Below are 13134 nucleotides of genomic sequence, written 5' to 3' on the forward strand. Positions count from 1 at the left end.
AACTGGTCAATCTTCAGATCCCTTCAGACCAGCAGCCCCGTGCAGGTGAAGAGTATCATCTTGAGATCCGGCCCCCGACAGGGTTGCCTGCGTATTATAATGGGAAACTACCTGATGAATACCGGGGAGGTGTAATTGCAAATCCATCTCCCCAGTATGTAGGAAGTTCAACTATGAACTTACGTGAATCCGGGGGAGTTGTTTCTAATCTTGCAGTTGAAGGTTCACTGACCGGGTTTTATGCCGGTGAACTTCAGGAGTTATCTCTGACCCTTCGCGAACAGGCAACCGGGTCTCCGCAGGATATGAACCGTATTACCTATCTGCTATCAGTCGGAGAGGGAACTCCGGTAGAAATCACACGTATCCAGCCGGTGTCCGGAACGATTAATCCAGGTGAGCAGCAACTGGTCACTCTGACACTGCCTGAAGGGAGCCGTCCCCGGGGAGGAGATACTTTCACCCTGGAGGTAAAACCAGATAATGGGCCTTCTATTCTGGTCAGAAAAGTGCTCTCTTCAGCGTACAAGGGTGGCATTATTCCGTAACTTTTTTTGAATAAGCGGACATGAACCGAAGATGAACTAACTCCTGTTCATAAAAATTGACAGTATTGTCCTGTACGTAAATATTTCTCGTTTCGATTGAAAAATTTAGTTGTTATTGGTGTCCGGTCTCCAAAAAGCCGGTGTTCACCTTTTTTTGGTTCCACCAAGTGACCCGAGCAGCCCCCTGACAAGTTGGCGCCCAACCTGAGTTCCAATACTCTTAGCGACTGATACTGCAATGTCACCGACTATCTCAGCTGGTTGATCCTGTTTTCTGCTTCTTGATGCAGGGGTGCGGGAGGGTTCAGGTTTTACCGTCTTCTCGACCAGTTTTTTTTCTACAGGTTCTTTTGATACTTCGCGATCTGATTCTGCTCGTTTTGCCAGTTTTTCATAAGCTGAATTCCGGTCCACTGTTGTATCATACTTCCCGGCATCTGGGGAGGAACTCATAATGGCTTTGCGTTCTTCGGGAGTAAGGACAGATAACCTGCTTGACGGTGGCATAATGAATGCCCGTTCCACCGGTGTTGGTGTTCCCTGTTTATCTAGCACTGATATCAGAGCTTCTCCAATTCCAAGTTCTGATATGACCTTCTGGGTGTCAAATGCAGGATTCTGTCTGAATGATCGTGCAGCCGTCTTTACCGCCTTCTCTTCGTTCGGGGTTGTTGCCCTGAGGGCATGCTGAATCTTGTTACCCAGTTGTCCCAGCACATCTTCAGGAATATCTGACGGGCTCTGGGTAATGAAGTAAACTCCCACTCCTTTGGATCTGATGAGCCTGACAATCTGGATGATCTTCTCTTCAAGTGCCTTTGATGCGTCCTTGAAGAGGAGGTGTGCCTCGTCGAAGAAGAAGACGAATTTTGGTTTTTCCAGATCACCAGCTTCAGGGAGTTGTTCATAGAGTTCTGAGAGCAGCCACAACAGAAATGTGGAGTATAATTTTGGCGACTGCATCAGTTTGTCCGCCGCAAAGACGTTGACCACTCCCTTTCCTCCCTCTAATCTGATAAGGTCGGAAATATCCAGTGCCGGTTCACCAAAGAATTGATCTGCTCCCTGATCCTCAAGTGCCAGGAGTGCACGCTGAATTGCACCGGTAGAACTGGTGCTCACATTTCCGTAGGTCCCTTTGATCTCAGCAGCATGATCTGAAACATATGCTACCATTGCTCTGAGATCTTTCAGGTCAAGGAGGAGCCACCCGTTGTCATCTGCTACTCTGAAGATGATTGAGAGCACTCCGGACTGAGTTTCATTCAGGTCCAGGATACGGCTGAGTAATAATGGCCCAAGTTCAGAAATGGTGGTTCTTACCGGATGTCCATCCTTACCAAAAACATCTCTGAATATTACCGGGTACCGGGCATATGAAAATCCGGTGATTCCTAGTTTTTTGATCCGCTCATCGATCTTTGGATTTCCCCCCCCTTCCAGAGCAATCCCCGAGAGATCCCCTTTGATGTCAGCAAGGAATACCGGAACTCCGATCCTGCTGAGATTCTCGACAAGTACACGGAGCGTAACCGTTTTTCCGGTGCCGGTTGCACCGGCAATCAGCCCATGCCGGTTTAGCATCTCCGGAAGAATATATTGATCAGTACTCCCTTTTGCGATCAATAGTGGATCAGCCATAATACAATACTCAAGTGAAAAAGGGATAAATGTTTCAGCGGTTATTCTGAAATCTTGTGAATACCTGTTTGATTGATTACGGTTATGAGGGCACCTCTTACGACCAATCGAACATTTATTGTCTGCGTAAGTACCCTAATACCAGTATATGGGTGTGACCCCGCCTCAGGATGAACCGGTAGAGGTACTAAAGGAAGAAGAGCGGCAGTTGTTTGAGCCGATTACCGTCGATCATGCTCTCCAGGGAGAACTTGAAGAAACTGATGATCGGTTTATTTCCAGCACGATTGTAGATGAAGTCTCCGTCCTACCTGACCCGTCTGAAGGGGAATCAAAACCAGCACCCGGAGTAAATCCATATCTTGCAACTGCCAGGCAACTGATTCTGGAACGCGAATGGGAAAAGGCATCACCTTTCATCCAGATGAGTCTGAATTATAATTCAGACGATGGTATTGCATGGTTATACAAAGGAATTATTGCATTATTTTTGAATCAACCCGATGAGTCTGAGCAAAGTCTCAACCGGGCAAAATCCTATGAAAAATCTAGAATTCTGGCTAATTACTATCTTGCCTTCCTTTGGTATCGCAATAGATCCTATGAAAAATCGCTTCAGTTCCTCACTGATGTTCTGAACGAGAATCCTGCCAATACTCGATCCCGGTTTCTTGCCGGGCTCTGCAAAGTACATCTGCAACAATATAATGATGCGTTTGATGATCTGGATATCCTGGTACATGAGAACCCTGATCATATCCGGGCGCTACTGCTCATGGCATTTTGCCGGATCAAAACACGGCGGCATTCTGATGCTATCTCCCTCATCGATAAACTTCTGGAGTTGCGTGAGGATCACATTCCGGCATGGGAGATGAAATCCCGTGCTCTTCTGAGTGAAGGCCGCTATTCTGAAGCACTCTCATCAGCAAAGCGACTCCTGAAGATAACTCCGCATAATCATATGGGTCTGTATATCAGAACTATGGGGTATATCAAATCAGGTCGTTTTGAAGAAGCTCTTCAGTCGGCCCATGAAATGACCAGTATAGAGCCACTTCAGAGCACCGGGTGGAGTCTGATGGGGATTGCCTATATGGGTCTTGACAAGTATCAGGATGCATTGAAGCGGTTTGATCGCTCGTTATTGCTCAACCCTCATAATGATGATGTCTCTGCATACCGCGTCAAGACATTGCGAAAATTGAAGCGGTATGGCGATCTGCTCCAGTATTATGAGCATGTAACTGAAGAGAATCCTGATGATCTGAGAGCGTGGTACAATAAAGGCGTGCTTTTTCATCGTGCAGGGAGGTATGAGGATGCACTCGCCTGTTATGATCGGATCATCGAAAAAACTCCAAATGATTTTCGGACATTGCTGAACAAAGGTCGTGCCCATAAAGCGTTGCATCAGAATGCTGATGCGATCAGATCATTTCAGCAGGTCATTGCTGTACACTCTGACAGTGCTGATGCCTGGTATCATCTTGGGCAGATTTACACGGTTCTTGTACGGTTGCGGGAAGCATTGACAAGTTTTGATCAGGCTCTCTATATCCGTCCTGATTATGTGAAAGCACTGGTTTGGAAGGCACATGTGATGGATGAACTCGGCATGAAGCAGGAAGCCTTCCAGACCATGAGCAGAGCACGGAAACTGGATCCATCGATGACCGGAAAGATCAAGAGCAGACTTATTCACGATTAATGCCATAACTGTTATATCTTGGCAGTTCCGCCATTTTTTAGGTTTTGAAGAACTTTTCTGGATGCTGTGGAAAGAAGCGCAAGTGATTCTTATGAAATTATGGCAACTTTCGCCCATGTTAGAAAATAATAAATATTATTATTTTTTTACTTACAAAATCTATAAATAAAATAATTAATAACTAATCTTATGGGAGGAGAAACAGGATCCGGTATTGAAAACAGGATCATACATGTCATAGATCCCCATGTGGAGATTATCTTACGTCAGGCGAATGAACTGAAACTTCGCCAGGAGTATGAGAAAGCCATAACAATCTATGACCAGGTTCTAGAGTTAGATCCCCGTAATGCCAGAGGATTTCATTCGAAGGGGAATGTATTCGACATTCTCGGCAGATATGAGGAAGCAATTGTCTGCTATGAATCTGCCCTTGAATGCGATCCGCTCAATGCGGAAACGTGGTATAACAAAGGGGTTACCCTTACCAAGATGGGATCATCCCAGGAAGGCAACGAATGCATTCACCGGGGAATCTCAATCGCAACAGGAGCAGAGTAAAAACGATTGGAAAAAAAGAGGATCGCCAAGGTCCATCACTCATCGCAAGAAGACCGTTATCTTTATCTGATATCGCGTTTTCTTGTTTTCAATAACTCTGCAACATTACTTGTAAATTCTTCTTTCACCCATTGTACCCCTACCAAGGTGTATATATTCAGTTTACGATCCTCCGGAAAACCCTCGGTAATTAATGTCAGGTTCGTTTATCTGCTGATCTCTCTCGATATAAAAACCCAATATTTATTCCATGCCCCCGACAATCATCAGTACAAAAATTTGCACGGTCTGCCATAACAAGTCGACCCAAAAGACCAGTTCTGTTATTGTTCATCCATTTGTTACGGGACCTTCGGGTATTATTGATCTGGAAGGCCGTCCAAAAGAGCTGACTGAATTTATCCTTAATAGAATACTTGAGGTATGTCCACATTGTGGATACATCGCTGAAGATATCGGTGAAAAGACATCAGTCACCAGAGAACTTCTGCAATCTCTTGAGTATATCAGCCTCTATAATTCAGAATTACCTATTTCCCCTTCCCTGTTCCTCCGTGCGGCATATATTTTACTGGCAGAGAACAAACCAAAAAAAGCCATCAATAATTATATCTTTGCGGCCTGGTGTGCTGATAGTATATTCCATCCGGATTTAGCGATTTCATGCCGAAAAATCGCACTTTCTCTGATATTTTCTGGAAACAAAACCTTTGATGATATCCCCTCAGAAAAGTGGGTATCAATCATTGATACTATCAGACGAAGTAAAGACTTTCCCGCCGTAATCACGTATTGTAACACTCTTATACCGATTTCAGATCTGATTCAAAGACAAGAACTTGAATTTGAGTTATCATGTGCGAAAAAGGGTGACAACGGTCAGCATACAACGCTTGATGTCTCAAACGCTAATTCATGTAATGTAAGGCAATATGAGACTCACGAGGAGTTGATAATCGGGGGAAGATCGTATTATGTCGAAGAAGACTGTTATGGCGTTGGATGGAGTTGGGAAACGAAAACACGCACCCTTACACTTTCTAACTATCATGGGTCAGCCATTAAGGCATATGGAGATATCACCCTTAATATTACCCAAATAGATAACCAAATACAAAGTTCTCATGGAGCAGGAATCCATATTTTCCAGGGAAATCTCAGAGTAACGGGTCATGCTTTTTTGTCCATTCAGGGTGAAGAGCAGGGTATTCTCGTCAAAACAGGCACGCTGGAAATTGCTAGTTCTGGTTTTATAATCCGTACACTAGGAGATGGGATCGTAGCATATGGAGATATATCCATCACGAACGGCAGTGTACTTGATGTCCATTCTCACAACAAAGCAATTCAATCTCTTTCAGGTGGCTTAATCTCAACCAACAGGTGCGTCCTAAAATTAAAAGGAGATCAAGTTGGAATTGATCTTGCAGAAGGTTTTCAATCTTCAACTGGAGGATATAACCAGATTGAAAGTTCCGAGGGCCACGGGATTATAATACACAACGGTTCGCTGGAATTATCCGAATGTATCCTGGATATCGCCTGTGGGGGTACAAGCATCTGTCTCAAAAATGGTAATCTCTATTGTAACACGATGCGGGGATCCATGAATGGTTCATCCGGTGTACATGTAACTGGCTCGGTGAATATCAGTAATTCTGTAATCCAGACATCAGGAGAGGATCACGGCATTTTTGTCTCCAAGGATCTGGAAATTACCGGGGTGAATATTGAATCTCATGGAACGGTGGGTATAGCTACAGGCGGAGATCTGCATATTACGAAAGCGAGTATCACTGCATCAGGAGAGACCGGAATATCCGTTGGTGGTAATCTCGATTATGTCGGAATAAACATGATACTTTCGGGAGATACCGCTCTGAAGGTTACAGGATATGCGAATATCTCTGAAGGTTTCATTTTGGCGAACGGGAAGATTTGCGGAGCTGAGGTACATGGCAACTATTCTCAAGCCAACGGAACGATAACATTTTCCGGAGAAGCCGAAGACGGGATGCGGATTCTCGGAGAATACATGCGGGTATTTGGGGGATCCCTCACGGCAACAGGCCGGAAAACCGGCATTTTTGTGGCTGAAACAGTTCTCATCGAAAAAACTACTTTTTTATCGGCTTCAGGGGATATCGGGTTTTCTGTTGGTTATTCGTTGAACATTAATGGGGGAGTTTTGAAGGTAAGTGGTGAAGAGATCGGTCTTTGTGTGAGAAGTGGAAATCTCATAACTGGTTCAGGTGTTGGATTAACTGCGACAGGAAACGTTGGAATATACACTCTCGATGATATCGGTATCCATGGGAGTACCCTCGAAATAACTGGACAGTTTGGAGGAATTGTCACTGAAAAAGGGAGTCTGAATCTGACTGGAGCAACCCTAGAAATTACTGCTGATGAGTATGGAATACTCCTCCAGTCAGGGTCAATGTATCTGATTTCAGGGTTCATCACCATTACCAATTCACGAATGACGGACTCAGGAGGGAGTGGTATTGTGATAGAGAAGGGAAACCTCAAGACAGAAAGCCTGATGACTATTACTGGTGAAAGTTACGGGTTATCAGTGCCTTGTGGTGAGATTCAGATAACATTTGGAAAGAATGAGGTGTATGGGTACCGAGCTGGGATAACCGCAGAATCTCTGGTATTGGAAAATGCGAATCTTACTGCCTATGGAAAGATTGAGGGGGCGGTCATTCTGACAAAGGATAAGAGATGGAAAGGGGATAACATTATATTTCTGGCAGGGAAATCTGCCACAACAGCAAATGAGGATGTATATTCCGGCCAGAGATTTGTTCATGCGTATACAAGATCCTGATACCTCTATTTAGCGAGAAATGAGATTTGAGTATTATGAGTTTAATCTGCCAATCCGCTCAATCATCCGTGTTTTCTTTGCCAGTGCTGCGGCCGCTGCCTGGTCAACTCCTGCACACATCTCATCAAAGTCACGGCTTTCCCTGTCTACCAGTTTTTTAAGGGGAGTGTACGCTGCCTCTCTGAACCGTGGTCTGAACTCTGTCTCTTTTCCATCTCTGATCAGGATCGGTTCTGCTCTTCCACTCTCTACACGTCCGATCTCTGCAGTCCTGACGCCGGCACCCTCAAGCACCTTCTTTACACCACGTATTGCCTCTTCAGGGGCTACCACCAGCATTGCATCAAGTGAGACACCAAGGGGATCGATCTCCAGTTCTTCGAGCATCGTTCTGACAACCGGATCGACCAGCCCCAGGACTTGTTCTTCTTCAACGATGAACCGGCATCCTGCTGTCTCTGCCATCTCATAAATATCTCCCCGCAGTCCTCCGTTCGTTACATCGGTCATTGCATGGATACGATTCAGCACATCGCTTTTGAGCAGGGAATCTGCACCTTTGAGGAACTGAAGATTGATGGTCCTGTCCACGATATCAGGAAATCCATAATAAAGAGCAGTGGTTGCAATGGTTCCTCCTCCTGCTCCTTCGGTCATGAGCAGGACGTCTCCCGGTCTTGCCTCCCTGCGGGCAGTTATATGCTCGGCAACCCCGACACATCCGACACATCCGGTAAACCGCTCTCCAATAACCATGTCCCCACCAATTCGCAGGGTCGATCCAGAAACGAGGGGCACATTCATCACTTCACCTACGGTAGTTATCCCGGCAGTATAGTCAAAAATTTTAGAAATATCACCGTCATCTGCGACATGAATATCTGAAAAGAGCATCACCGGCCTTGCTCCCATCACATAGCAGTCGCGAAGGGTTGCCCTGGTGACATGGAATCCGGCAAGGTACGGGAAGTCAGACAGCCGTGAGTGCATTCCGTCCACGGTACAGATGATATATCTACCTCCTGCTTCCACCACCCCGGCATCATCCATTTCATCCACACCGACATTTGCCTTGGTTTTTCCGATGATCTCGGCAATTTTACGGTGTGCATAAAAATCACCGGTTCCCCGTGAACCGACACCGAACTCTCCCATGGCAACCCCTGCCTCAGTACAGGTCAGGAGGTCACTGGTAAGATTGCTTGTGTTTTTTACTTCGGTAAGAACTGCGTGCGCAAACTGATCTGCGTATCCCTTGGAAACAGACTTAATCTCACGGATTCGCGAAGAGAGATCCCTGACTATTTCAGCCTCTGCCCGGCCGGATTTGATATTTCGCCGGACATAGCCTTCAACATCCATGCCTCCTGATTTGCATACCGTTGATAAATAAGTCTTCTTGATAACCTTTCTTCACCTACCTTTAGGTACTGGTCCGGGGGGACTGTTTTCTGGTGGGATTGCAGATGGTTCACTATCAACAGTTCATGAAAATTTTGCTCATCGGGTTGTTGAGTGCAATTCTGTTTGTTTTTTCCTGCTCTGCTGGTTCTGTACCCTTCGATTATGAGAATCAGACCACTCCTTCCCAGGTATCGGGGGCTGCAATCCCTACCTCCTACCCTGAAGACTGGAGCAAAAAATTATCAAGCGATCTGCTCCAGTTACTGGGTTTATCCACCTGTCCTCCGGGAATGACGCCTGACGATCTTGCCCGTGAGATGGCTATGGTTGGTCAACTCAGATTAAATGGTCATAATCAGTCCGAAATTCATGTAACCATCACACGTACTGCAGATTCAGGCGCTGTGAATTTTTCCCGGTACCTGAATGAGTCACGAGCGGATCCGACCTTTGGCATCATCACCGCCTGGATCCGGCCAGATAGAATTGCAGATCTGGCCTCACTTCCTGAAGTCAGGCAGATCGATACCGTTCTTCCTCCTGCCGGATCCGGAATGATCGGGCCCTCATATCTTCCCCCCACTGATTCTGGTGAATTCTGGAATCAGACGTTGAATCAGGGTTGTTTATCGGCTTCTTTTGATTCTCCTCTGTCTAATTCTACCCATCTGAACCTTGGTAATCAGTCTTCCCCTCCAACGATGAAAGCAGGTGATACTATGTGGAAGGGCAAGCTTTCTACTGACCTTGTTCAGTTGCTTGATGACCGTTACCTTTCACCAGGTCAGTCATCAGGCGAGGCAATCCGGCTGATGACTGCTACGGGTGAACTCCGGAGATCAACTGATAATGATCATGAAGTGATGGTAAATGCCCAAATCGGATCCGGCTCATCTGTTGCCATCAGGCAGTATTTCAGCAGTGCTGAAACCGATCCCCTGTATGGAAGAATATCAGGCTGGCTTACCCTTCAGAATCTTTCCTCTCTAGCTCGTGAGCCGGGTGTTCTCTCGGTGATGTCCCAGATCCCTGCCTTTACCTCAAGAATTACCTCTGATGGCGATACCATCCTTCACTCCGGTGAGTTCAGGAACTCCACGAATATTACGGGAAATGGAATAAAAGTCGGAGTAATTTCTGATGGTGTGACCAGTCTGGATTCTGTTGTTGCTGCAGGTGAACTCCCACGTGGTCTCCATGTGCTCAATGATCGCATTGGTGGAGATGAAGGGACCGCGATGCTCCAGATCCTTTATGACATAGCCCCTGATGCCGAACTATATTTTCACGACCGGGGTTCAAGTCAGATAGAGTATGTACAGGCACTGGATCAACTGATACGTGACGGGTGTAGGATCATCTGCGATGATATCACCTATGTTGAACCCTTTTTTGAGGATGGGTACATTGCACGCAACATCAGGGACCGGATCCTCTCCTATGACATTGTGTTTGTTACATCCGCAGGAAATTTTGCACAGGAACATTATCAGGCCCCGTTTAATGGATATATCAATCAGGGATATGCATGGCATAACTTCCAGGGATCCGGAGGATCCAGAGATCTGAAGTTTACTGCTCCCCCCCAATCAACCGGTCACGTTGTCCTGGAATGGGATGACCGTTTCTCGGAGTCCTCAAATAACTACGATCTTTTTCTCTACAATGATCAGCTGCGGGAGATTGGCAGAAGCGTAAAGATCCAGGATGGAGATGATGATCCGATCGAATACTGCCGGTTTATGAACGAGGGGACAGTATCCAAAGATTACTATGTTCGCGTAGTGCAGGCAGGTGGGGATAACAGGACGATAGAACTCTATGTTTTACCGATGGGAGGAAATCCCGTTTCTCTGGATCCCTGTGTGCTTGAGGATTCCATGTTTGGGCAGCAGGTTGTTCCCGAGGGATTATCGGTCGGGGCATCTATGCCTGATGCGAATAAAACTGTAGTAGAACCATACTCCTCGCGTGGTCCGGTTACTATTAAGTACCCTGTTCCTGAATTGAGACAAAAGCCCGATATAACTGCTCCTGACAATATTTTAGTCAGTGCAGGCAATGGAGTTCTGGGTTCCTTTTCTGGGACCAGTGCTTCCGCTCCGCACATTGCAGGATTAGGTGCTCTTCTCTGGAGTGCTCACCCGGAACTGAAAGCAACCGAGGTGCGTGCCATGCTTTTGAATGCAACACCGTCAGGCACTGATGAGTGGGATCCAGCAATTGGGTATGGTACCCCTGATGCACGACTTCTCATTCCAGGTGTCGAAAATATTACTCCGGGTCAGCCCTGCCAGGTATCATCGATAAACGGATCTCACCTCTCACAACCGAGAGAGATGGATCAGCCTGAAACGCTTGCATTGTATCCTGGATGGAATATGATCTCAATACCCTATCCTCTTGAGGCCGGGAACAATACCGGATGCATCTTTTCCGGAGTAAACACTACCAGCCATACGATCTGGCGATATTCGCCAGATGCAAGACACTGGGATCCGATAGGGATTGATTCTCTCCTGAATCAAATGGATGTGATCTGGGTCCATGCGACAGATATCACCAACATTTCCCTGATCTATGATGATGACCGCAGGAATATGACTGCACGCCGTCTTATTGCTGGATGGAATCCCCTTGGCATTCCTGGTCTGAGTACCATGACAGCCTCAGATCTCTTCGCACCTCTTGGACATTCGTGGTCATATGTCCTGGTCTATGACTCGCGGATACAACAATATCGGCCTGCAATGGTAAATGGGGGAACCGGGGCATATTCAGATGCCAGACTCTTATATCCCACGGAAGGATTCTGGATCTATATGAATAACCCGGGGATTCTTATTCCCTGATCATCGATGCAAACGGGAGATCTTATTAGTCCATGGTGCAGATATCAAAGTACCTGGGTTGTTCATAGTGGGGTCTTATAGAACATTCGGGCGAAATAGCGAATGCTTTATCGCTCTAATTTTATTGATACTTTCCTGCTGGCTGTTTCCTTCAGCGGTTGGGGATCAGACTGACTGGAGTAAGTCTGATCGAGTGATCCTCTATACTCAGAATAATACGGAATCCCCTGTTGATTTTGCAATACTTAATAATTCTGCCGTCTTTGGGAACTGTACCATCGTGCAGCGGGCACCGCAACTCAACTTTCTTGTGGTCCAGGTCCCGGTTAACAACTCAACCTACTATCAGAATGAACTTCTGAAAATCCCGGGTGTTCTCAACATTGAGCCCGATGTTATACGTATCCCGGAGATTCTCTCCCCGTTTTCATCACTCTCGTCATCTGCTACACTGGTCTCTGATCAATGGGCTTTCAACAGGACAAATCTGCAGAGTGCCAGAAGTTTGATCAGAAATGAAACTCCTCCTGTCACCATTGCTGTCCTTGATACCGGTGTAAATATCTCTGATACTGATCTGCTCCCTATCCTGAATCCACATGGGTTTGACTGGGTTGAAAACCGATCACTCGTTCAGGATACCGATGGACATGGAACCTATCTTTCCGGGATCCTATATGCTATGACCCGGGGGGAGAATTCTACAGAAGGAGTGAATATATCTCTCATCCCTGAACGGGTCGGAACCAATGCAAGCGGCATTTACGCTTCATGTTCTGCAGCAGCGATCTATCACGCTGCAGATAACGGCGCTCAAATCATACTGATGGGATATGGGGGTTCGGAACAGTCTCCTGCTGAAGAGGCTGCAATTACTTATGCGACCGGGAAAGGGTGCATCCTAATCGCACCTGCTGGTAATGATGCTTCAAACGAAGGGCATTATCCATCTGATTACTCTGATGTCATCTCGGTTGGATCAACTGCGAATTCAGACGGGCTTTCCTATTTCTCAAACTATGGCATTTTTGTGGATCTTGTAGCCCCGGGTGAGAATATTCTTTCAACGGGGACGAACAACTCGGTTATTTCGGCAACCGGAACAAGCCCTGCCGCTGTAATGGTTACCGGTGCAGCGGCGTTAGTTAAGAGTGCCAATCCTGAACTGAATAGAGATCAGATCATCGGCATCATTACTTCTTCTGCTCGCGATCTGGGAAGAACCGGATGTGATATCTATTATGGCTCTGGTCTTCTCAATATCGACGCTGCTGTGAGAGAATCAATAAAGCAACGGACAAATCTCATAAATACTACTGCTACACAGACTCTCACCATCAACTCCTCTCATTTGAGACCCCATCAGCACCTGAACTCATCAGCTTCAACCTCGATCAAACGAAGTATTTCATCTGAAAAAGTGTCCGTTGAGATTCCGTTAAGTTCTGGCTGGAATTTTGTATCGATTCCTTCCTTCCCAGCTTCAGGAAAAACGAGTAAAGATCTTTTCCAGGGGATTAACACTGACGGGCACACGATATGGAAGTATGATGCAGTCAGGCAGGATTGGATTTCAGTTGA

8 protein-coding genes are annotated in these 13134 nt (G+C 46.3%); 6 read left to right on the top strand and 2 right to left on the bottom strand.

The features are described from left to right. A partial coding sequence (locus LUQ50_RS01265) for a hypothetical protein (RefSeq protein WP_300034987.1) occupies positions 1-548 on the top strand: 548 nt, incomplete at its 5' end. 144 nt (positions 549-692) lie between these two features. On the opposite strand, the gene LUQ50_RS01270 is transcribed toward LUQ50_RS01265, so the two are convergent. Beyond that, the gene (locus tag LUQ50_RS01270) at positions 693-2189 is read right to left on the bottom strand and encodes a helicase HerA-like domain-containing protein (RefSeq protein WP_300034990.1); all 1497 of its coding nucleotides are present in this window, start codon (positions 2187-2189) and stop codon (positions 693-695) included. Between the two features lie 154 nt (positions 2190-2343). Here LUQ50_RS01270 and LUQ50_RS01275 point away from each other — a divergent pair, with 154 nt between their 5' ends. From LUQ50_RS01275 to LUQ50_RS01285, 3 genes are all read left to right on the top strand, one after another. Next, positions 2344-3900, top strand: coding sequence for a tetratricopeptide repeat protein (locus LUQ50_RS01275; protein ID WP_300034993.1), 1557 nt, complete (start codon positions 2344-2346; stop codon positions 3898-3900). Positions 3901-4089: 189 nt separating this feature from the next. Then, the gene (locus LUQ50_RS01280; protein ID WP_300034996.1) at positions 4090-4461 is read left to right on the top strand and encodes a tetratricopeptide repeat protein; all 372 of its coding nucleotides are present in this window, start codon (positions 4090-4092) and stop codon (positions 4459-4461) included. Between the two features lie 250 nt (positions 4462-4711). Next, complete coding sequence (locus LUQ50_RS01285; protein WP_300034999.1) at positions 4712-7297, top strand: hypothetical protein; 2586 nt, start codon at positions 4712-4714, stop codon at positions 7295-7297. Between the two features lie 33 nt (positions 7298-7330). On the opposite strand, the gene LUQ50_RS01290 is transcribed toward LUQ50_RS01285, so the two are convergent. Further along, the gene (locus LUQ50_RS01290) at positions 7331-8659 is read right to left on the bottom strand and encodes an AIR synthase-related protein (protein WP_300035003.1); all 1329 of its coding nucleotides are present in this window, start codon (positions 8657-8659) and stop codon (positions 7331-7333) included. A 104-nt stretch (positions 8660-8763) separates the two neighbouring features. Between LUQ50_RS01290 and LUQ50_RS01295 the strand changes: the two genes are divergently transcribed. Continuing rightward, positions 8764-11553, top strand: a complete 2790-nt coding sequence (locus LUQ50_RS01295) for a S8 family serine peptidase (protein ID WP_300035006.1) — start codon at positions 8764-8766, stop codon at positions 11551-11553. 193 nt (positions 11554-11746) lie between these two features. Then, positions 11747-13134: S8 family serine peptidase (locus LUQ50_RS01300; RefSeq protein ID WP_300035009.1), on the top strand; the 1388-nt coding region annotated here is incomplete at its 3' end.

Source organism: Methanospirillum sp. (genome assembly GCF_028679455.1).
Taxonomy (GTDB): domain Archaea; phylum Halobacteriota; class Methanomicrobia; order Methanomicrobiales; family Methanospirillaceae; genus Methanospirillum.

What these genes read in the sequence shown, in the direction of transcription:
- LUQ50_RS01285 (WP_300034999.1), top strand. Translation starts at nt 4,712, where the DNA reads ATGCCCCCGACAATCATCAGTACAAAAATTTGCACGGTCTGCCATAAC.
- LUQ50_RS01280 (WP_300034996.1), top strand. Translation starts at nt 4,090, where the DNA reads ATGGGAGGAGAAACAGGATCCGGTATTGAAAACAGGATCATACATGTC.
- LUQ50_RS01270 (WP_300034990.1), bottom strand. Translation starts at nt 2,189, where the DNA reads ATGGCTGATCCACTATTGATCGCAAAAGGGAGTACTGATCAATATATT.
- LUQ50_RS01295 (WP_300035006.1), top strand. Translation starts at nt 8,764, where the DNA reads ATGGTTCACTATCAACAGTTCATGAAAATTTTGCTCATCGGGTTGTTG.
- LUQ50_RS01290 (WP_300035003.1), bottom strand. Translation starts at nt 8,659, where the DNA reads ATGGATGTTGAAGGCTATGTCCGGCGAAATATCAAATCCGGCCGGGCA.